A 22,183-nucleotide genomic window follows, 5' to 3' on the forward strand; every position below is an offset into this window, starting at 1 on the left:
CGAACAACAAGATAAAGCTACTGATACGGACTGCCTATGGCTTCAGGAACATGAACAACATGCTGTCGCTGATAATGTTGAGCTGTTCCTATGTAGATGTAAAGATAGCCTACGAATGGGAATCGGAATCGAGAGAATCATCTAGCAAGGCTGCCTAAATGCTTCCACACATGTTGATGATGCCTCAATAAAAATCATTTTTTTTAGCGTCTGCGCCATTCATCCAAAGCTTCAGCACATTCTTCAGTCTTTTTCAGTAGGACTTCGTCAAGAGATGCGGCTTCCCTCCTGGGAATATAGACAATATAGTCAGCAGAGTGTTCTCCACAGAAAACAGAATCCTCTCCAAGAGCATCTACTTCTTTCTGAAGCCTGCTGCACAGGCTTTCCATATCACGGGTAGGCACGCCACTAAATTCTCCATCGTAAAAAAAAGGCCGTCGATCCAGTCGCAGACGTTCCACTATCGGAGCAACCACAAATAGCATGCAAGAGCCCAGTCAGGACCATCAGCCCCACAATGTTTTTCCTATCCATTTAACAACTTCCAAATTTTCGCGACAAAGATACATTTTATTCAATTTCTATATTTTAAAGCATGAAAGCAATTACCTTGAAAGCCGGACGCGAAAAGTCCGCCCTCCGTTACCATCCCTGGATTTTTAGCGGAGCTATCGACGAAGTGACAGGCGATCCCCAGTTGGGCGACGTCGTAGAAGTCTACAGCTACCATAGCGATTTTTTGGGCCTTGCCGCCTATTCCCCCAAGTCCCAGATTCGTGGTCGTTTCTGGACCTTTGGCGAAAAGCAGAACATCGACCGAGACTTCTTCAGCGACATTCTGGATCGAGCCATTGCCGCACGCAAGAGCCGCGGCTTCGACATCGCCGACAAGGACGTGGCATTCCGTCTGATTAACGCCGAAAACGACGGCATTCCCGGTTGCATTATCGACAAGTACGCCGACATCTACTCCGTAGAAATTCTGGCAGCCGGCGCCGAAGTGAACCGCAAGATTATTTACGAGCTGTTGGCCGAAAAGACTGGCTGCCGCGGCATCTATGAACGCTGCGATTCCGACGTCCGCAAGAAGGAAGGTCTTCCCCTCCGCACTGGCGTGGTCTACGGCGAAGTTCCCGATGAACCTGTAGTCATTAACGAAAACGGAATTCTCTTCCCCATCGACGTGAAGAACGGCCACAAGACCGGATACTATCTGGATCAGCGTGACGCCCGCCGTCGTGTTGGCGAACTGGCCAAGGGAAAAAAGGTGCTGAACTGCTTCTGTTATACAGGAGGCTTCGGCCTTTACGCCCTTCGCGGTGGCTGCGAAAAGGTTTATCAGGTAGACGTTTCCAAGGACGCTCTGGCTCTGGCCAAGGAAGGCATCATGCGCAACAAGCTTTCTACCGCCCACGCTACCCACGTAGAAGCAGACGTATTCCAGTATCTGCGTAAGTGCCGTGACCGCGCCGAGACCTTTGACTTTATCGTGCTGGACCCGCCCAAGTTCGTGGAATCCAAGGACAACTTGCAAAAGGGTTGCCGCGGGTACAAGGACATCAACCTGTTGGCCATGAAGCTTCTGGCCGAAGGCGGTATGCTGGCAACCTTCAGTTGTTCCGGCCTTATGGAAATGGACCTGTTCCAGAAGATTATCGCCGATGCCGCAGCCGATGCCCACCGTCGCGTACAAATTATCGAACGTTTCGGCCAGCCCATGGACCATCCGGTAAATACAGCCTTCCCCGAAGGACAATACCTTAAAGGTCTGCTGGTCCAGGTGATTTAAAAAATCATATAAAAACAAGAAGTCCAAGGTTAAAACCTTGGACTTTTTTTATTACTGTTTGCGGCCTCTCAAATCGAAAATTTTCGATTCCCCGGTTCCGTTTCCAAATTCCACGTAAAGCATTCCGTTCTTGCGGAAAATCCGGCTTCCATACGCGTTGCCAATTTCGCGACCTGCTACCCGAAGATTCCTAACGCTGATAGACAACGTGGAGTCCTGTTTCGTGGTATCCTGCGTTACTGTATCCTTGGCCGTTGTGTCGGCACCGGGAGCCACATATTCGCTAGGCTTCATGATGCGCCATTTCTGATTCCATTCCCAGCTATCGTTCCAGTCTTGCACCACGCGGGCACCGTCAGAGGTTGAACGCAGGTAATGATTGCTATGGAGCATCTTCAGACGGTACTGATTGCTGTACTGATTTTCAAAGACAACCTTCTGGTGATTCTTGCCGTTCCAGGCGTACACACCGGCAGTAACGCCAGGATCCGTAGTTTCGTTAGGCATTTCCAAAGTCATGTCACCAAAGTCCACACGGAAGGTATTGGCAGAACCCAGCGGCTTGATAATGGCCACAGACTTTTCATCGGCGCAGTCCCCTAGAACCAACTTCTTTTCGTCGCTAGGCTGCATGCAAGTCTTGAAGGCTTCATTGTAGAAAATCACCGTATCAGGCTTTGCCGGCTTAGCCTTCCACACACGAACCCAGTCCGCCTCAAAGTAGGCCGGATTATTCGCGGTCACCTCGATGTCGTTTCCGGCCCATCCGCCCACAGCCAGGTTCACAATAATGTACTGAGCCGACAACTGCTTGATTTCTGTGGGGCGGTTATAACTGGCAAACTTCTTGTCATCAAAGTAGAAGTTCAAGTTTGACTCATCCCATTCCACCGCATAGGTGTGGAAGTCTGCGGAACGGTCTACGTTATCATCCTTGTGTCCGCCAAAAGAAGCCTCGTGATCCCAGGCGGAACCATGGTCATTGTACCAGCTAGGGTTTGTATAATGCAAATAGTAATGATGCTGCTTTCGGGATGCAGGAATTTCAAGGATATCGATTTCGGGAGGCCAGCCGTCCTGCAAAGTCCAGAAGGCAGGCCAGGTTCCCTTGTGCTTGGGTGCCTTGAAGCGGCCTTCGATGTAGCCGTACTTCACCTCGAAATGGCCGCGGGTATCAATGGCCGCCGAAGTATAGTCTACGGGAATCTCCTTGCCATCAAACTTTGCGGATGCGGGAGCCTTGGGATGTTTTTTCGCCTCGGCCTTAAGCATCAGCTTGCCATCCTTGACGATAACGTTCGCCTCGTCACAATAGGCCCGGTGATTGTGAGTGTGTCCCCAGTTGTACGTGGGATTCCACTTGCTGGTGTCAAGAGTGTTGCCGTCAAAGTTGTCTTCGAAGACCAGTTCCCAACCGCTAAAATTTGCAGGGGGATCAGCCACCGCTACAACAGTCATAGCACAGGCAACGCAAGCCAGCGCCTTCAAGTTCACTCCAGAATACTTCATACCCATCCTCGCCTGCGACACCCAAAACACCAATCCCGCAGGCACACCCCAAATATAATGTCAAACCGTCTACATTCAAAGCGAAAAGATTTTCACAAACGAAAAAGCCCCCGCAAAGCGGGGACTTTTCTATGGTCTAAACAACAAACTTAACGAACGCGGCGGGGCAATTCCTTGGCGTGCTTTTCCAGCCACACGGCATCTTCCAAGGCACGTTCGGCTTCGGTAGCCCAATCGGAATCCGGGAACTGCTGGACTACTTCACGGTAGCGGGTGACAGCGCTGTGGAAATCTCTGAGTTCGCGGTAGACATTGCCAAGCTGGAGCATAGTAAAGTAGCGTTCTTCAGGATTCTGTTCCGTTTCCAGCAAAGCCTTGTACATCTGCAGGGCCATTTCATAGCTGCCGGCGCCAAAGAGCAAGTTGGCATTGGCAATGGTCGGAACAGCAGAAGGTGCGGCAGCCACATCGGACTCTTCCGTTTCTTCAGCAGCCTTAGGGGCAGAAGCCTCGACAGCCTTTTCAGACTTGTCCATCTTTTCGGCCTTCACATCCTGCTTTACTGCTTCGGCAGTTGCAATCTTTTCTTCGGTCTTGGAAGCTTCAGCCTTTGCAGCCTTGATTTCAGCCAGACGTTCCTCGGCAGCCTTGCGGTACTTGCCGTTAGGAGCAGCCTTCTTCATGTAGTTAGCCAGGAACTTCACTTCTAGGTCAGACTTGTTCATCTTCTGATAGACACAAGCCAGGAAGTAATTGGCATCATTGCCTTCTTCCTTATATTCCAGACCCTTCTTCAAGTTGAATTCGGCCTTTTCGTATTCGCCCAGCTGGAAGCGGGTCAAGCCAGCGTAGAAATAAGCACCGGCGTGGCCAGGAGTCTTCTTCAGCACTTCGCGCCAAGCCTTGGCGGCATCGGCATAATTACCTTCGGCATACAGAGCCTTACCCTTTTCAAAAGGATCGGAAGGAAGTGCCTGAGCAGTTTCTTCCTTGGCAGGTTCAGCGGCAACCTTGACCGGTTCAGCCTTGGCTTCAGGCTTAGGTTCAACCTTCGGTTCGGGCTTAGCTTCGGCCACCGGTTCTGCCTTGGGAGCTTCAACAGCGACAGGTGCCGGTTCGGCAACCTTGACCGGTTCAGCGGCAGGAGCGGGTTCAACAGGAGCGGCAACCTCTTCTGCAGGAGCGGGATTATTCTTGGGATCCTTGGCGCGTTCGGCTTCGGCCTTAGCCTTCTGACCCAACGATTCATAAACCTTGGCGGCACCTTCATAGGCGGCACTCATGGCGGGATCAAACTTGTAGGCCAGTCGATAGTTAGCCAAAGCACCGCTATAGTCCTTCATCTTAACACGGACTTCTGCTGCGGCAAAATAGGCTTCGGCGTTCTTGGGCTGTTCAGCCAAAATAGAACGGTATTCACCCAGAGCCATCTCGAAGTTTCCCTGGGCTTCAAAGCGGGCGCCCTGTTCCATTCGGGGATCAGCGGCAAAGGAAAATCCGACTAGGCAAGCAAGTGCAAATGCAGAAAATTTCATATTCATACTGTCAAAAATAACATTTTCAAAACATCTCAACTCATTGACAGTCAACAAGTTACGTAATTTTACAGGCATTTTACATTTTCCCAGTTAGACAATCCCTCCTGCGTTTACCCACCCCTAAAATTTTCCCAAAATTTACATTACCCCAGGCAAAATCATGTTAGTTTTATGAACGTGGAAAAATAGGAGAACACTTATGAGCAAATTACTTTCTTACTTAATCCCGGGAATCGCCTTTGCGGCACTCCTGGTACTGGTCAACGAGACCTTGGTCCCGGCCACGCTCCATAAGGCAGACTGGTTCAACAATTTGATGGCCATCCTGTGCCTGATCAGCCTCATTGTGCCCTGCGTCATCTACTTTGTAAAGACGCCCCCCGGACGAGGCGCCCAGCCCTAGGACTTTAATATTTGTGGGGTCCGCAAATTAACAATGCAGACCTAAAAAAGAAATAGGCGAACGCATAAGCGTCCGTCTTTTTTTATAGCGAAAGGAAGTACGTCTTTTCGGCACTTAGGTCCAGCCCGGGAATCCGTTTTTCAAGATCCCGGGCAATGTCCAGATGTTTCAATGCAAACGCCTTGTTCATGGAAGAAGCCGCATCGACGATTCTGTGATTGGCGGACTTCAAAAACTTTTCAACCCGCTTGACATTTTCCCGAACAGCCTCGTCAAAATACGTTTCCTGCAGGCGTTCAAAGATGTAATCTTCCGCCACCTCGGAAAGGTGGATCATGTCGGAATCGTAAAAGCGGTAGTCACGCAATTCATCCAGCACAATCTCGTAACTGGGGAAATATTCAACCTGCGGATTCGCCTTCACCACCTGATCCACGGCCAGCAGCAAGGAGGACTTCGAAAGATTGTTCCCGTGAGCGCCATCCTTCAGGTGCCTCAAGGGGGATACGGTAAACACCTCCTTCACGTCGGGATTCAACCGTCTCAAATTACAGACAACAGAATTAAGCGCGTCAGCAGCCCGTTCTACAGAAATCAACTGACGGTCAAACAGATCTGCGTTTCGGCGATGGCAATTGGAAACCACGTTCCCGGTCTGCTTCAAGAAATACACAAAGGCGGTGCCTAAAGTTATAAACACCACGTCTGCAGACTTCAGGTACTCGCGGGCACCAAGAACAGCAGCATTCAACCCCTCGATACAGGAATTTTCATCCTTCGCAGAAAAGGAACCATGAAAGTCCCAGCAGTTCCAATTTTCACCATCCAGGAAAACATTCCCTTCCTGCACATCCCGGGCCGAATAGGTTTCGCCGTTGACAATGCGCTCCACCATATATTCGATGGAAAGGGGATTGTAGATGATCCCGAAGGGATTCACCAGAGTCCTGAATTTCAGACGGGTGAATTTTTCAGAAATGTTCTGGGCAAAACAAGAGCCTATGAAAGCAAGCTTCCTGGAGTAATCAATCCGTACCGTCGACGGAGGAATTTCTACCCGAGTTTGCAGTTCCATAGGCCCGTTACCATTAACGCTTCTTGATGGCGGCAAATACGCCAACAGCCACCAGCAGAATCAGGGCAGCAAGGCTAACCTTTACAGCGGCGTGGAAAGGAGTGCTTCGATATTCCATGCGGACTTCAGACTTGCCTGCAGGAATTTCTACAGCGCGGAGGGTTCCGAATGCCTTGTAGACCTTGGCTTCAGCACCGTTCACGTAAGCCTTCCAGTACGGATGGTAGTTACCAGCCACCACCATGAAGCCGGGGCGGTCAGCTTCTACGGCGAACACCTGGGTATCCATCTTGGGAGAAGCCACAACCTTTGCAGAACCCTGGATGGGGCCGCTAGCGGCGACGCTACCCTTATAGTCATTAGCAGGAGCTTCGGAAAGAATCACCTTTTCGCGATAGAAGAACTTACCAGATACATCGGCATACTTGGGAGCGGCAGTTTCCTGACGGGGCTCGGCAGCAAGAGCGGAATCCACGGCAGCGCTATCCATAACAGAGCCTTCCATGGGAGCTGTTTCTGCAACAGGAGACACGGAAACTTCCGGCTGTCTGATTGCAGCCTGTTCCTGCAAAGTCTTAATGGCAGCCGCATCATCCATCACCACAGCTTCGCCAAAGATGTAGGCTTCGCCCATGGCCGTAGGAATAGGCATGTAAGTTGTACCCTGACGGCTGTCGAAAATAATGGCGCCCACATTCATCAAATCCAGGAAGGGGTGAGCAGCCTGAGGGTCGTTAACGTTCATCAGATAGTTAGCGTCCTGCTGACCGCCGCGGAATGCACGGTAGCTAGCCAGTTCGTTATCGTGAATACCATCGGCATTACGCATGTGGTACTGGGGGAACACATTTCCGCTGAGAGCCTTGTTACGGGAAAGAGAAAGAACGCGAGGCGTATTCAGGGAATCAGCCTTGAAGGGAGCCTTTACTGCAGCGATAACACCATTGTTGGGCTGCAGGTATTCAGAAGCGGGAACGTTCTGGATAAAGGCGGCATTGATCATGAACAGGTCCAGAGCGGCAGCCAGAGCCAGCACACCAGCCTTGGCGCCAACACTAGCCTTCCAGCGGGCCACAAACAGGGCAACGCCAATCACCACAAGGACCAGCACGAAACCAGGGATTACCTTGCCGGCGGTGGCATTCATGACGATTTCGTTCAGCGGCTTAAAATACGGAGCGGTAATAGGATCGTTCAACAGTTTCTGGCCGCTCATGAGCATCACACCCAGGAAAACGAAACCGAAGAGGACACAAGCCTGCACACCGCGATGGGTTCCCGGCAGGCCAGCCTTAAAGGAGTCCACAAAATTGGCAATGCTAAAGGACTTCTTCTGATCATCCAGGCTCATGACACCGAGGCATGCCAGCGCAAAGAGGATCATCACCACAAGGCCTACAGGGCCAATGAAGGTGGTCCAGGCAAAACGGGCAACCACAGCCAGCACCAACAGAATCACATACATGGCCGTACCGTGAAGCAGGGCGCGGCGATCGTCTGCAGCGGCAGCCTGGTCTTCGGGAGTTTCGGCAGCAGAACCAGCAGTCAAGGACTTAAGAACAGGGCCAGCCATCATCACCAGCAAGAGGGGCAACCAGAACAGGGCCATACCCGGAGCACGGAAGTTCTTTACACCCGGCAGAACGCTATACCACAACTTGAACAGCGGAGAATGGTCGCCCATACCGTAGCTCAGGGCCACAACGGCACCCATACCCCAGAAAGCGGCATAGCGGCGCTTACCCGGCAGGAACAGGCAGAGGAATCCAAGGAAGGTCAGCAAGGCACCGGCATTATTATGGTCCAGCTTAAATGCGTTATGACCCCAATAGAACGGAGAGCCTCCAGCCAGTTTGCGGTACTCGTCCATGGTAAAACCAATGAAGGAACTGCCTTCAATATCGCCAGTCTTTTCGTTCTGTTCGTAAACGTCAACACCAACAAAACCCGGCAACAGAATCTGGGCCATTTCTTCCTGATGCAAGGACCAGCTTACAGCGTGACCGTAATTGGTATGGCCTTCATCGCCACGGACAGACTGGGTGGTGGTATAGAGATAAGGGGGAACAATCTGGAAGCAGGAAATGGCAAGACCAAAAGCCAAACCGATAGCGGCAAGCCCCAGACGCTTACCGCGAGTTTTCAGAGCATCACAATGGAAAGCCACTTCGTAAAGAGTATAAAGGCCTGCGCCCCACAGGAACAGGTAAGTCAACTGCAGGTGAGAACCAAGAATCATCCAGGCCACAGACAAGGCCAGCACAACCATATAGGGCAAGCTTCCGCAACGGACTACCTTACGAATTGCAAGCAAGGCCAGCGGGGCAATGGCAAACACCATCATCTTACCGTCATGACCGCCGTAGAGGTAAGTGAAGAATTCCGGAGAGAAGGCATAGAGGCCGCCCAGCAGAACACCCCACCACTTATTTTCGGTCAGGTGCCAGCCCAGGCCAAAGGCGCTCATAAAAGCCACCAGCAAAGTGAGGATGAACTTGAAGCCCACAGCCCTGGCCGGATCCATCAGGAACTGGAACCAGACCAGCGGATGGTAGACATCGGCAAAAAGAGCGTCGATCGTGGGCACACCGCCCAGGCGGGAATCGTCCCATTCAGTCACGATGACATCGAAGGTACGCAGAATGCGGCTACCGATACCGTTCAGCTGGTCGCTATTCAGCATCAGCTGCGTCGAGTCAAACGCAAAATCGCGGAAAACGATCAATAGAATTGCAAAGAAGACAGCAGATGCTGCCAGGAAAAATACGGGCTTCTTCTGTAGGAAATTCATGGCTTACAATTTAGTAAGAAGCAAACCCATAAAAAAATCCCAGCTAGATCGCCGGGAACACATTTTAGATAAAAATGTTAAAAAAAATTAGTCGACAGTGTTTTCGTCGGTCGCAGTATTCTTGATCAGACAGTAAACACCAAATGCGGAAATGATGCAAGCAGCGGCGATTGCAGCCAACTTAATGAGCTTTGCCATAGTAACTCCTTCGAGAAAAGTTTTGACGATCGGACTTTCAATCCATTAACGTGTATAAGATACTTGTTTTTTTGAGAAAATCAAGTGGCATTGTCAAAAACAACCCCTAAAAAGTCCCATTACACCATTATGGCATCCTATATTTTTTTAGCTTAGGCCCGTATGATTCCGTCCCCCGTAAAAAATCACCCCAGAAAAAGGCTAAACCGACTGATCCTGAGCCTGCTCCTGATTTTTTTCGGCCATTCCGCAGCCAAGACAGAATACACTCTATCCCCCTCCATCGACATTTCACTATCTGTAACGGCACTCCTGGTCACAGGCGGAGGAACCTATCTATATAACCAGATGGAAATTCCCAACGAGCAAGACAAGGTCAATAGGGAAGATCTTTTACCCTGGGATCGCAAATTCGCCGGCAGGTACAGCAGTACCGCAGACCTTATGAGTGACGTTGGAAGTCTGCTAGCCGTTGCGCCATTCGCCATAGGGGGTTCCGCCTGGTATTCAGGCCATTCCAGCAGAGAGGAATTCCTCACTTTTTCAGTCATGTTCATCCAATCCGTATTATTCCAACATGGAATAAACCTGGCTTTCAGATCCCTGGAACTGTGGCCGCGGCCATACACGTTCGCTACCGAAGGTGAAGGGGCTGTAAAGGCAAAAACCGCCAAGGCCGAAGCCTACGGATCCTTCTTTTCGGGGCACGCTTCAGCCGCCTTTACGGTTGCAGTCTTTACCACGGAATGGTTTGACCAAACCTACGGGAACCCAGGCGCCACAAGGGTTGTTCGGGCATTGGCTTTTTCGACGGCCGCATTCGAAAGCGTTCTTCGGGTAGCAGCAGGCAAGCATTACCCTACCGACATTCTAGTCGGTGCGCTGATCGGCACAGGCGTCAGTTACGGCATTCTCGAGATGCATAAAAAGGGCTGCAATTCCTATTCCTTATGGGTCGCTCCCGGAGCAGTAGGCATCTCTTATAGAATTTGAAAACTTTTTATAACAACCTGTTTAGTCCATCTTGGTATATATTTCAATCCCGTAGACGCAGGGCGGCAAATGTCCACCCACGAATGTGCGTTCTTAAGATTGTAAGGTAGGCTGTTATGCAGGGTTCTTTCTTCAAATTCACTGGTCGTGTTGTCACGACTTTGGCTATCACCGCAATGTTCGCGACCGCAGCATTTGCAGCCCCCATGGGCGCAGGCTCCGTCAAGAGCAAGATTGCAAAACCCGCCAAGGTCGGCATGGTCAAGAAGGCCAAGAAGATGGAAGCCCCTCAAGCTACCATGTCTGAAGAAGAAATCTTCCAGGCAGCTCTCCAAAGCAAGAATATTTCCGCAGACGGCAAGACTCTTACCGACAAGCGTGACGGAAAAAAGTATAGTGTCGAAATCCGTGGCGACAAGGCATGGATGAAGAACAATCTGGCCTTCAGCCTTTCTACTCCCCGTCAGTGCCTCATGGAAGAAGAATCCAACTGCAAGAAGTACGGCCGTTTCTACAGCCATACCGAAGCCAAGATGGCTTGCCCCGCCGGCTGGCACCTGCCCAACGACGGCGAATGGCGTGATTACCAGAAGGATCAGTCCAAGCTGGACTGGAACAACCTGGGCAAGGGCGGCTGCAAGAACTGGGACGGCTACTGCGAAAGTTCCTCCACCGGTCACTACTGGTCTGAATCCTCTGTGCAGAAGAACACCGGTCGTTCCTGGGAATTCCGCAGTGTAGCACACAGCATCAACCGCACCGACGAAAGCGCCAGCAAGGGCTTGTACGTCCGCTGTGTCGCCGACCTTCGCTAATATTTTCGACGTTCTTCAAAAACGATCAAAAGAACTTCCAATTTCCAAATCAAAACCAAGAAACACCGTCGAGCAATCGGCGGTGTTTTTTATTTCGGTTAGATGTTCTGATTACTTTTTCAAACCATCCAAAATCACGTTGACCGCAGCGCGGGCAATGGCATCGGTAGAAACGGATTCATCATCCGCAGCCTGCTTAGTCAGAATTCCCGTTTCCTTCTTGAATTCCAGAACCAGTCTTTCGATGCAGTAGGTGCTGTAATCCACCGACATGGAATATTTAGAGAAATCAAACTTTTCGTCTTCGTACTTTTCCTTAGAGAAGTCGTCGTAGGCGGCAGAGCAATCCGATTCATTATTGGCATAACGGATCGTAAAGGAAATGGGACAGTCGTCAGACTTGCTGTACTTCAGGGAAATCTGGCCAGAGGATTCCTTCAGATAATCCACCTTGATAATCACGTCACCATCAAACAGACTCAATTCATTGCAGGTCGGAGCCTTTACATCGTCACTAATCTGACGTTCCTTCGCGTTGCCATCCTTAGTGAATTTCTGGTAGAATTTAGTCAGGGCGTTATCAGCTTCGGCCATGGCTTCGTTATTTTCAAACAGGACCTTATAATAGTTCTTCATGAAGCAACTGCCATTAAACTGGTAGACTTCCTTGAACTGCTTGCCATCGATACGGGTGGCATAACGGAATTTTTCGTTGGCAAGGCTACCTTCATAAAACAGGCCCTTGGGGAAATCCTTCCCTTCAAACCTATACTCGTACCAGCCTTTATCCCCATAATCACGAAGGCGGAGCGTTGTATTTTTCAGGCTAGCTTCAAGGGTATCCCTCTTATCGGCTTCTTGATTCCAGACCAGATAGCCCAGGGAACTTTCCTTACATTCCGGCTTTTTCAGGATAAACAGGGAATCCTTGGATTTATAATCATAGTTGACTTTCGAAAGGATCACTTCGAAAGATTCGTCCATGGAAAAAGATCCTGTGCTGCTGCTATCGTCGCCACAGGCAACCAGAAATAGACCGGCGAGGCCCAGGGCCCCAATCATCGGGACTAAATTAAACTTTTTAAAATTCTTCATATAAATCCTTCTTAATTTATATTCAATACTTGAAACTTATCGGATAAACGGGACATTCGTCTTTTGCGACGGGTTCTGCAACTGGAAATGGGTATGGGTACAGCAGCCACCATGAGCGTGGTCGTGGGAACCCAGCACACGGTGAGGAATTCCGTGAGCAATCAAGTCTACTTCGCATCCGTAGGTATCGGAAATCATCTGCTGAGTCAGACCGGAACCTTCGTGATAATGGACGTTTCGGTTGACGCAGACAATGCTCTTCACCTTGTGAGACAGGGCCATCAAATCGTGGGTCACCACAACGATGGTCATCTTCTGGCTGAATTCGGCCAGCATGTTGTAAAGGTTTTCCTGGCCTGCGGCATCGATGTTATTGCTGGGTTCGTCAAGAAAGAGAATGCGGGGATTGCAAACCAGGGAACGGGCAATCAGCACACGCTGGCGTTCACCGCCACTCAGCTCTCCAAGACGTCGATCGAGGAATCCATCCAGATGAACCTTGGACAGGGCGGCCACGACTTCTTCTGAATTCGTCTTCAGTCCGATTTTTCCAAGGGCGACACACTCCCCCACGGTAATGGGGAATTCTACGTTGCGGTTGGTGTTCTGCGGGACATAGCCCACAGATAGCTTTTTCGTCGGGACCTTCTCGCCAAAAAGTTTGACTTCACCTTTTGACGGTTTTAAAAGACCCACAATCAACTTCATCAAGGTGGACTTTCCGCCCCCGTTAGGACCAATAATGGCAACGAAATCATTTTCCTCGATTTCCAGGTTCACATCTGTGAGAACCGGAGTCTTGCCGTAAGCGAAAGAAAGATTCTTGATTTCAATGGCGTTCATGGAATTCCCTGGGAGAGTTATTTTGCGGACTTTTCACGGATAGCATTCAGCAGGGCCCTGATGTTCTTTTCGTAGTCAAGGGCAAGAGGGTCTGTTTCCAGAATGGTAGCATCCAGTTCCTTGGCAATAGTCGTTGCGGCCCGCTTACTGAACTGGGGCTGGACGAATACGATGTGGACGTTGTTTTGTTTGCCGGTCTTAACAAGGTTTGCCAGATCCCTGGGTTTCGGTTCCTTGCCGTTCACCTCTACGGTAAGCTGTTTCATGCCGTAATCACGGGCGAAGTAACCATAAGCCGGATGGAACACGATAAAGGTTCGACCATCGGCAGGGAGTCCGTTAACGGATTGGCGAAGTTCCTGGTCTAACGTTTTCAGGCGGGCGACCAAATCGTTTGTACGCTTGCGGTAAAGGTCCTTATTGGAAGCGTCCAGATTCATTAGCGACTCGCAGAGGTTTTCTGCGATTTGCATCATCTGGACAGGAGATGTCCACAGATGAGGATCCAGCTCTTCCCCGCCGTCATCATGATGTTCGTCGTGATGGTCTTCAGCACCTTCGTGATGGTGATGTTCATCCTCTTCCATCCAGGCGATTCCCTTGGAAAGGGAAACGACATTTACGTTTTTATTGACACCCTTGAAGCGGGGCAGCCAGGCGGCATCCATACCGGAACCGTCGCTGAAATAGACCGTGGCCTTGGCGAAGTCCTTGAGAGCCGCAGGCTTGGGTTCAAAGGTATGCGGATCTGCACCTGCGGGAACCATAGTCACCACATTCACCTGGTCGCCACCAATCTCATGAACCACGCTGGAGTAAGGCTGCAGAGACACGGCAACCGTCAGTTTGGTGGCAAAAGCAGGAATCGCCAACAAAAGGGCCAACAGAATTCTTCGCATTAAAGACGACCCTCGAAAAATGCGTCAAAGTCAATATCGCTGACCATGTCCACAACCACTTCGGGCTTTACATCCAGTTTTTCCAGGTCGGCGAGTTTTGTTTCTCCACAGAGCGGCAGAACAAAACGGCAACCGCTACGCTTTGCCAATTCAAAGTCTGTGTAGAGACGGTCGCCCACAAAAAGAATTTCTTCGGGGGCATAAACCTTCAGAAGTTCAGACAGCATGGCCGGATTGGGCTTACCGAAACTGCGCTCCGGTTCCACACCGTAGGCGGTCTTAAGGAGAGCCATGAAGCTGCCGATATCTGGAACGGGGCCATTAGCGTCGGGACACACAAAATCCGTGTGGGTCACCCAGAAGGGTATCTTGCGCTGGACGCGGAAAGAAAGTTCACAAAGTTCCCTATAGTCGAAGGAATTGTGGTAGGCAATCAGAACCAGTTCCGTATCAGCCACGCTGGGGCGAAGATTTAAAGTCGGGTCCTGAGCCGCAAACCATTCGGTAACTTCGGGGTTCGCGAAGAAGAAAACGTTCTTGACGCCTTCTTCGTGAATGGCCTTGAGGGAAAGAGTCAATGCAGAAATAATGGCGTCATCGCGAAGGGGCAAGCCCATCACTTTTAAACGGTTCTCATAAAACACCGGAGACTTGCTGGTGTTATTACTCAGGTAATATACGGGAACATGCTTTGCCACATTGTTCACCGTCTTGACAGCCTTGGGATAGGGGCGGCCGCTCAGGTACAGCGTACCATCCAAATCAAATACAACAGCTTTAACCGGCTTACGAGTCATACTCCACAAATTAGAAAATGAGCAATGCTCAAGGAACAATGGGCAAAGATAATTGCTACTTTATGGCCATGAAAACTCCTGATAGCCGTTTTTACTGTCCGCTGATTACCGAAGGCACAATCACTCTTGACGAAAACGAAAGCACCCACGCAGTACGAGTCTGCCGTGCCGCCGTTGGCGATGTGCTGCAACTTTCCGATGGCCTAGGTCATTACGCCGATGGGACAATCACGAAAGCTGACGCCAAGGCTTGCGAAGTCCGCGTCGATGTAGTGGAAACGGCTAGCAGCAATCGTCCCAAGGTTTCTCTTGGCATTGCCTGCCTCAAGGACGACGCCCTGGAAGAGGTGGTGTTCCACGCCGCACAGACAGAAATTGACAGCATCGTATTTCTGCGGACAGACTACTCCCAGGAGCCAAAGAACTCTGACCTGAAAAAGACTGTACGACGCGCCGAACTGAAAAGCCTTGTCAGCCTGAAGCAGTCCAAGAAGCCATGGCTCACAAAAATTGAAGGCCCCATCGAATTCAAGGACTGGTTAAAAAGCTACTCGGGCGACCTGGTCCTGTGCGATATGGACGGCGAAAACGCTCCCGCCACCGAAAGTCTAGCCTCCCCCACCACACTGCTGGTCGGCCCCGAAGGCGGCTTCTCCCCTGCAGAAATCCAGGCCATCAAGGATTTTTCTAACGGAAAGGTCCACTTAATGAAGCTGGGCCCCACCAGACTTCGCGCAAGAACAGCCGCAATCATCGCCCTAGGCAAGATTGTCTGCTGACACTCGTAAAATTTTATTTATCTTGTTGGTATACGTAACAAATCGTTAAGATTTGTGTTTTTGAGGATTTATGGTTCATTATTATCTAATCGCCACGTTAATTTTGTCACTTGCGAACATTGCCATCCTGATGGCAATCAACTCCAAGCGCAACATTCCCTATTACACAACCATGTTCCATGTGATGACTGTACAGATAGGCGGACATCTGTTCCTGGCTTATTCCACCAACGAACAAGAAGCCCTTCTCGCAAATAAGATTGCCTACGTAGGAGCCTCCTTTGTTCCGATGCTATTCTTTCTTGGAGAACTGGCACTCTGCAACATCAAGGTTTCCAAGAAATTGCACATTTTGCTGTTCAGCATTAGCGCCATCATCCTCTGCCTTGCACTGACAACTGGTCAGAGCGACATTTTTTACAAGAGCATTACCCTTGTTGAAAATTTCGGCGTTACCGATTTTGTAGCGGAATATGGTCCGGCACACAACCTCTATAACATCATAATGGGGCTGTACCTTATTTCGGGTCTAGTCATTTTCTTCACTTCCTTCTACAAAAAGAGAAACATTTCCTACAAGAACCTGTTCACCTTGGCCGTACTTGGCTTCATCATGATCGGTTCCTTCTTTGTTATGCGTAGACTCAACTGCGACATGGTATTGACACCCGCTGTATTCCTGCTGCTCCAGTATACCATATTGTTCATGATCCACCGCATTGGTAAATACGACATCCAGAGCACCATTCTTGACACGCTGGAATTCCAGAACGAAAGTGCATACATTTCGTTCTCCGAAGATTTGCGCTACATCGGCTGTAACGACATCGCCCTGCACCACTTCCCCACATTAAAGCAGTTCCGCGTAGACTTTAAAGTACAGGAAAGTGATGAACTGGGAAAAATTCTGCTGGACCAGATCAGCAAATTCAACCCCAACGATTTCTCTTACACCTCTAGTTTCCAATACGGCAAGATGCATTACAAGAGCACCTTGAAAAACCTGATGCACGGAAACAAGATTTGCGGTTATATGTTCCGCATCGAAGACGACACCAAGATCCAGCGTTACATCAAATTGTTGGACAACTACAACAACAACCTCGTTACCGATGTCCAGAACAGAGACAGCCAGATCCAGGCTATTCAGGAACAGATGATCCTGGGCATGGCCAACATGGTAGAAAGCCGTGACAATAACACTGGCGGCCACATCAAGCGAACCAGCGAAGCGGTAAAGATTATCGTCAACGAAATGCGTAAGGACGACACCTACAGACCCATGAACAACTTCTTTAGCGCTTTGATAAAGGCCGCCCCGATGCATGACCTTGGTAAAATCGCCGTGGACGACGCCATCCTGAGAAAGCCGGGCCGATTCACCGAAGAAGAATTCGAAATCATGAAGACCCACGCCGAAAAGGGAGCCGCAATCGTAGAGAATTTGCTCAAGGGCGTTGAGTCCGAGCAGTTTGTGGCCGTAGCCAGAAACGTTGCCCATTACCATCACGAACGTTTTGACGGAACCGGCTACCCCAACCGCCTCAAGGGCAAGGACATCCCCCTGGAAGCACGCATCATGGCCGTTGCAGACGTGTACGACGCACTTGTCAGCCAGCGCTGCTACAAGGAAAAGATGTCTTACGCAGAAGCATACGAAGTGATTGTAGAATCTATGGGAACCCACTTCGACCCGCAACTGAAGAAGTACTTCATCAACTGCCACAGAGAGCTGGAAGCTTACTACAACAGCATGAAGCGATAAAAGCAAATTAACGTATACAAGAAAAAGCACCGCAAATAAGTTGCGGTGCTTTTTCGTTAAAACGAAATTCGTTTATTAAAGGGAAACCTTCACCTTTTCTCTCATGGCCATAACAGTCTTGAGAGCTTCGTCCACAGATTCGCGACGGGCAAGAAGAACGCCCATACGGCGGTGGCCCTTCAGTTCCGGCTTACCGAACAGGCGGAGGCCAGTGTCGGGTTCTGCAAGAACTTCTTCAAGACCGCTGAACTTCACCTGGGTGGAGTTGCCATCGCAAACAATTGCCTTGGAAGCACTGGGGCCATGGAAAGCAATGTTGGGAATGGGCAGGCCGAGAATAGCACGAGCATGGAGTGCGAATTCAGAAAGGTCCTGGGAAATCAAGGTCACCATGCCGGTGTCATGAGGTCTGGGGCTCACTTCGCTGAACAGGACCTCGTCCTTGCAGACGAACAGTTCAACGCCGAAGATACCGCGGCCACCCAGAGCATCGGTCACCTTCTTGGCAATGACCTTAGCCTGTTCCAGAAGTTCAGGCTTCATGGGCTGGGGCTGCCAGGATTCCTGATAGTCGCCACCCACCTGATGATGTCCGATGGGTTCCAGGAATGCAGTACCTGCAACGTGACGGACGGTGAGCAAAGTAATTTCGTAGTCAAAGGGAACGAAGCCTTCGATGATCACGCGGCTAGCCTTACCGGTGCGGCCTTCGTTCTGGGAAATGTTCCAGGAGTTTTCGATATCGGCTTCAGTCTTGATGACGCTCTGGCCATGGCCGGAGGAGCTCATCACGGGCTTGATGACGCAAGGAATACCGATTTCCTTGACGGCTGCCTTGAAGTCTTCGAAGTTGTCTGCGAACTTGTAGGGGCTGGTCTTGATACCAAGTTCTTCGGCAGCAAGGCGACGGATGCCTTCGCGGTTCATGGTCAGCTTGGTAGCCTTGGCGGTAGGAATCACGGTATAGCCTTCGGATTCCATCTGGACCAGAGTATCGGTAGCAATAGCTTCCACTTCCGGCACAATGTAGTCGGGTTTTTCCAGCTCGATAACGCGGCGGAGTTCAGCACCGTCCAGCATGTTGATCACATGGGAACGGTGAGCCACCTGCATGCCCGGGGCGTTGGCATAACGGTCTACGGCAACCACTTCGACGCCGAGACGCATCATTTCGATGATAACTTCCTTACCCAGTTCTCCTGCACCGCAGAAGAGAACCTTAGTTGCACTAGAGCTTAGCGGGGTACCGATTTCAGACATAACTTACTCCTGTTAAAGGCCCTATAAAGATAGATAATAATGATGGATGGGCCAAGTACGAATTACGAATTATTAAGTACGAGAGCTAAAATCGCGGCTTCGCCGCCTTACTTATTCTCATAATTCATACTTCATAATTCATAATTAGAATCTGTAGTCCACGGGGTTGAAGATGAACTTCACTCCGGCACGGATCCAGCCATCGGCACCATCGTTTCCAACTTCGTGGGCCAGATTTTCGTAAATGCGGAAACCACCACCCAGGTAAAAGCCAAACCAGCTATTGTACTGCATGGAATAAAGTGCATCCACAACATACTGGGTTTCTACCCGATTAGAAGGAGCATACTCATCATGAATCGCTTCGTCATAGTCGGTGTACAATTCGTTATCGCCCTGCTGCAACCAGGCAAGGGTCGCCTTTACTGTATGACGTCCATATTTCCAGGACAGGTCCAGCCAAAGATCCAAGGCGTCAGAACCGCGACGGTAACCGATGGGATAATCCACAAAGAACATATCTGCAAAATCCGGATCATCCTGGTCACGGTAGTTACTACGATAAAGGCGACGGCTAGAATATTCAAGAAGCGGGAGACGGCCGTTGTTATGAAGAGGGTCTGTGCGGACAACATCGAAGCGGAAAAAGAAATCACCGTAGCGCTGTGTGGGAATTTCCTGAGAGTATCCAACCAGGTAGCTTAACATACTGCGGTTTGTCCCCTTATCACTATCTTCACCAACGGGACTATTGATGTCTTCCATGTTCAGCTGACCATAAAAACGAGCGCCAGAAATCGGCTTAAATCCAATTTCTGCCGTAGTCACAGCCTTGGTGTATCCACCAGCAAAGTTATTGTGCAGGAACATAAAGGGATTCATGGAACGGAATTCCAGATCCTTACCGCCCACCATACTTTCTTCAATGATGGAAATCCAGAAATGGTTCATCTCGATTCCGATGCGGTGGTAAACCAGATTCTTTACATTTTCATCATAAACGCGATCGCGCTGATTGCTAGCCTGCTTATTTTTTTCAGGACATTTCTGTTCGGCGGCCTCGGAACCTTCGGGAGGGCATCCTGTTGTCGGGTCAATTATATCATTGAACAGCCAGGCATTCAGGGAACTGACCATGAAGGCATAACGGAAAATACCCGGTTCGAATTTCCAAAGGAGACCGTCGTGGTAAGGCGTTCCACCAATGATCAAATCGTTGGGAGAGACCTTCAGATCTTCAGGGCTAAAACGGCCCAACTGGACATAGCCCACGGGATTTTGCCAAAGGGCATAACCATTAATAGGGACAGCAATGTCCAACTCACTAGGCTTATAGGTAAAGTTCGTTTTCAGGTCTGAATCGTACCAGGCTTCAATATCCTTGCGAAGAGGAGCTTCCATCAAGAAATGGAAGTTTTTATAGCCCGCACGGAAACTAATCATGAAGAAAGGATCAATATGATCTTCGTAACTGCGAGCCGTTTCCAGGGGAACTCTCAGACCGCGCCAGTTTCCGCCATACCGTTCAACCGTATCTGCAGCAAATTCAGGATCGGTCGGTCCCCCATTCAATCCAAAATTGAAATCAGTTCCAATTTGAACATAGCCCTTGTAGGAACTATCTGAAGACCACTGGGGAATATCACCGGCATTCATACCGGCAAAAGAAATGGCAGACAGTAACCCAAGAGAAAAGAGTATGTTTCGGATTTTCATAATACCAAATGTAAAAAGAATCGCCCAGGCAGGGAGACCCAGGCGATTCCTTTGTGTTGTGTGAACGTGCACTCGCACGTTCTGTGTGTGTGTGTTCCTTGTGGCTAGGCAACACCCAGCAATCCTGTTACAGAAATCTGCAACAGTATCGCCTATAGGGAGCGCAAGCCTAATTTCGTTTCATCGAGAACACTCGACTTTGGGGACTAGAAATTCTCCATGTCGACGCCCATACGGAGATAGGCAGGCATATTGTAGTCCACACCGTCAGCCTTCATTGCACATTCGGCAACATCCTGACGGGATACAGTACGAGTTTTCACTGCAGGTTCAGCAGCAGGTTCCTGCTGACGCATGTAAGCGGGGACGCTGAAAGCACTGGTAGCACTACGAGAATCCAAGCCACGGTTGTAGACGTCTTCGTCGGAAACAGCTTCGATTTCAGAAGTTTCCGACTTAACGGTCATGGATTCTTCAGCAGGCTGCTGGGCATTAAAATCCATGGCGCCGAAACGACCGGCATCAATTGCCGGGAAAGACTGAGAATCAGAGAGGCTCGGAGTAGTCAACACAGGAGCAACCATTTCTACAGTTGCGGGAGCTGCGGGTGCAGCGGGCATCTGCTGAACAGGAGCCTGGTGAGCATACATTTCAGGAGCGGGCTGAGCGGCAGCGGGCTGAGCCTGCTGTGCCATAGCGAAGAAATTCACGCTAGTGGGACGCGGAGTAGACTGCTGAACTGCGGGCTGGGCAAGAGCAGCAACAGGAGCCACCGGAGCTACAGCGGGCTGCTGGGAAACAGGCATCTGAGCGGCAGGCATCTGGACAGTCTGCTGATTTGCAAACGGATTAGCAAACACCTGAGTGGGGCGAGCGACAGCGGGCTGCTGAGCAGCCTGTGCGGTACCGCAACCAGTTGCAATAATGGTAATGGAAACCTTGTCACCCAGTTCCGGAATAGTGATGTCACCAATGATGATGTTGGGATCACCTTCTTCACCCACCTTTTCATAGATGTGTTCCATAGCTTCGCTATGTTCGAGGAGGGAATAGTTTTCACCGTGGGCAACGTTGATAAGAACGCCGGTAGCACCTTCGATGCTAATGTCTTCCAGAAGCGGAGAAGCCAGAGCCAGGTCAGCAGCGGCAATGCCACGCTTTTCACCCTGAGCACAGCCGGTACCCATGAGAGCGCTGCCACCGTTCTGCATCACCTTGCGGATATCAGCAAAGTCAACGTGAACAAGACCATGATGGAACATGATGCCGCAGATACTCTGAACAGCATTGCCCAAAATTTCGTCAGCCATCTTGAAAGCTTCATCCATGGTAGCCTTCTGATTAGAAGTCTGGAGCATGGCGAGGAGCTTCTTATTTTCAACAACGATGATGGTGTCAACAGCAGCACGAAGTTCTGCAATACCCTGCTGAGCAACGCGAGCACGAGCATTACCTTCAAAACGGAACGGCTTGGTCACAACACCAACAGTCAGGATGCCCATTTCGCGAGCAACTGCGGCCACGACCGGAGCCGCGCCAGTACCAGTGCCACCGCCCATACCGGCAGTAACGAACACCATGTCGGCACCCTTCATGGATTCACGCAGTTCTTCAATGTTTTCTTCAACAGCCTTACGGCCCTTTTCCGGATCCATACCGGCACCAAGATTCTTGGTGGACTTTTCACCAATGAGAATCTTGTGATCAGCCAAGCTCAAGTCAAGAGCCATAGAATCGGTATTGACAGCATAGTATTCAACACCTTCAATGCTCATCTGCTTCATACGGTTTACGGTGTTTCCACCGGCACCACCGACACCGAAGACCTTGACTTTTGCATTACGGCTGGAGAGGTCTTCACCCATAATACGGGACTGGGCCTCAAAGTACATATCATTCATTTCACTCATGTTTA

Annotated in this window: 18 protein-coding genes; 6 read left to right on the plus strand and 12 right to left on the minus strand. The window is 50.2% G+C overall.

What is annotated here, in order from left to right; translation table 11 throughout:
- Positions 1–203 precede the first annotated feature (203 nt).
- Positions 204–488 carry a hypothetical protein gene (locus tag MMG03_RS04375; protein WP_249505720.1) on the minus strand — a complete coding sequence of 95 codons (285 nt, stop codon included), beginning with the start codon at positions 486–488 and terminating at the stop codon, positions 204–206.
- 110 nt (positions 489–598) lie between these two features.
- On the opposite strand from MMG03_RS04375, the gene MMG03_RS04380 reads away from it, so the two are divergent.
- Complete coding sequence (locus MMG03_RS04380; RefSeq protein ID WP_073156995.1) at positions 599–1,792, plus strand: class I SAM-dependent rRNA methyltransferase; 1,194 nt, start codon at positions 599–601, stop codon at positions 1,790–1,792.
- 51 nt (positions 1,793–1,843) lie between these two features.
- On the opposite strand, the gene MMG03_RS04385 is transcribed toward MMG03_RS04380, so the two are convergent.
- Together MMG03_RS04385 and MMG03_RS04390 are read right to left on the minus strand one after the other, a co-directional pair.
- Positions 1,844–3,301 (minus strand): family 16 glycosylhydrolase, encoded by a 1,458-nt coding sequence (locus MMG03_RS04385; protein ID WP_249505721.1) that lies wholly within the window; start codon positions 3,299–3,301, stop codon positions 1,844–1,846.
- A gap of 149 nt (positions 3,302–3,450) precedes the next feature.
- A complete protein-coding gene (locus tag MMG03_RS04390) occupies positions 3,451–4,842 on the minus strand; it encodes a lipopolysaccharide assembly protein LapB (RefSeq protein WP_249505722.1) in 1,392 nt (463 codons plus the stop codon).
- 196 nt (positions 4,843–5,038) lie between these two features.
- On the opposite strand from MMG03_RS04390, the gene MMG03_RS04395 reads away from it, so the two are divergent.
- Positions 5,039–5,242, plus strand: a complete 204-nt coding sequence (locus MMG03_RS04395) for a hypothetical protein (RefSeq protein ID WP_073157004.1) — start codon at positions 5,039–5,041, stop codon at positions 5,240–5,242.
- 82 nt (positions 5,243–5,324) lie between these two features.
- On the opposite strand, the gene MMG03_RS04400 is transcribed toward MMG03_RS04395, so the two are convergent.
- Both MMG03_RS04400 and MMG03_RS04405 read right to left on the minus strand, forming a co-directional pair.
- Complete coding sequence (locus MMG03_RS04400; protein WP_249505723.1) at positions 5,325–6,317, minus strand: GSCFA domain-containing protein; 993 nt, start codon at positions 6,315–6,317, stop codon at positions 5,325–5,327.
- A 13-nt stretch (positions 6,318–6,330) separates the two neighbouring features.
- Positions 6,331–9,108, minus strand: a complete 2,778-nt coding sequence (locus MMG03_RS04405; protein ID WP_249505724.1) for a hypothetical protein — start codon at positions 9,106–9,108, stop codon at positions 6,331–6,333.
- Between the two features lie 360 nt (positions 9,109–9,468).
- Between MMG03_RS04405 and MMG03_RS04410 the strand changes: the two genes are divergently transcribed.
- Together MMG03_RS04410 and MMG03_RS04415 are read left to right on the plus strand one after the other, a co-directional pair.
- Positions 9,469–10,299, plus strand: coding sequence for a phosphatase PAP2 family protein (locus MMG03_RS04410; RefSeq protein ID WP_249505725.1), 831 nt, complete (start codon positions 9,469–9,471; stop codon positions 10,297–10,299).
- Between the two features lie 116 nt (positions 10,300–10,415).
- Positions 10,416–11,114 (plus strand): FISUMP domain-containing protein, encoded by a 699-nt coding sequence (locus tag MMG03_RS04415; protein WP_073157012.1) that lies wholly within the window; start codon positions 10,416–10,418, stop codon positions 11,112–11,114.
- A 111-nt stretch (positions 11,115–11,225) separates the two neighbouring features.
- On the opposite strand, the gene MMG03_RS04420 is transcribed toward MMG03_RS04415, so the two are convergent.
- Genes MMG03_RS04420 through MMG03_RS04435 form a run of 4 tightly spaced genes read right to left on the minus strand, consistent with a single transcriptional unit; the run spans position 11,226 to position 14,748 of the window.
- Positions 11,226–12,209, minus strand: coding sequence for a hypothetical protein (locus MMG03_RS04420; RefSeq protein WP_249505726.1), 984 nt, complete (start codon positions 12,207–12,209; stop codon positions 11,226–11,228).
- A gap of 36 nt (positions 12,210–12,245) precedes the next feature.
- Entirely contained in the window at positions 12,246–13,052 is an 807-nt protein-coding gene (locus MMG03_RS04425) for a metal ABC transporter ATP-binding protein (protein WP_249505727.1), read from the minus strand.
- 17 nt (positions 13,053–13,069) lie between these two features.
- Positions 13,070–13,951 carry a metal ABC transporter solute-binding protein, Zn/Mn family gene (locus MMG03_RS04430; RefSeq protein WP_249505728.1) on the minus strand — a complete coding sequence of 294 codons (882 nt, stop codon included), beginning with the start codon at positions 13,949–13,951 and terminating at the stop codon, positions 13,070–13,072.
- On the minus strand, positions 13,951–14,748 hold the full coding sequence (locus MMG03_RS04435; RefSeq protein ID WP_073157023.1) for an HAD-IIA family hydrolase: 798 nt from the start codon (positions 14,746–14,748) through the stop codon (positions 13,951–13,953). Before MMG03_RS04435 ends, MMG03_RS04430 begins: the two co-directional genes overlap by 1 nt.
- A gap of 68 nt (positions 14,749–14,816) precedes the next feature.
- Here MMG03_RS04435 and MMG03_RS04440 point away from each other — a divergent pair, with 68 nt between their 5' ends.
- Both MMG03_RS04440 and MMG03_RS04445 read left to right on the plus strand, forming a co-directional pair.
- A complete protein-coding gene (locus MMG03_RS04440) occupies positions 14,817–15,527 on the plus strand; it encodes a 16S rRNA (uracil(1498)-N(3))-methyltransferase (protein ID WP_073157391.1) in 711 nt (236 codons plus the stop codon).
- A gap of 70 nt (positions 15,528–15,597) precedes the next feature.
- Positions 15,598–17,292, plus strand: a complete 1,695-nt coding sequence (locus MMG03_RS04445) for an HD domain-containing phosphohydrolase (protein WP_249505729.1) — start codon at positions 15,598–15,600, stop codon at positions 17,290–17,292.
- A gap of 75 nt (positions 17,293–17,367) precedes the next feature.
- On the opposite strand, the gene purT is transcribed toward MMG03_RS04445, so the two are convergent.
- The 3 genes from purT to ftsZ all read right to left on the minus strand — a co-directional run bounded on the left by purT (position 17,368) and on the right by ftsZ (position 22,178).
- A complete protein-coding gene (gene purT, locus MMG03_RS04450) occupies positions 17,368–18,552 on the minus strand; it encodes a formate-dependent phosphoribosylglycinamide formyltransferase (protein WP_073283796.1) in 1,185 nt (394 codons plus the stop codon).
- A 144-nt stretch (positions 18,553–18,696) separates the two neighbouring features.
- A complete protein-coding gene (locus MMG03_RS04455) occupies positions 18,697–20,268 on the minus strand; it encodes a hypothetical protein (RefSeq protein WP_249505730.1) in 1,572 nt (523 codons plus the stop codon).
- 206 nt (positions 20,269–20,474) lie between these two features.
- Positions 20,475–22,178, minus strand: a complete 1,704-nt coding sequence (gene ftsZ, locus MMG03_RS04460) for a cell division protein FtsZ (protein ID WP_249505731.1) — start codon at positions 22,176–22,178, stop codon at positions 20,475–20,477.
- Positions 22,179–22,183 lie beyond the last annotated feature (5 nt).

Source organism: Fibrobacter sp. HC4, from assembly GCF_023373925.1.
GTDB lineage: Bacteria > Fibrobacterota > Fibrobacteria > Fibrobacterales > Fibrobacteraceae > Fibrobacter.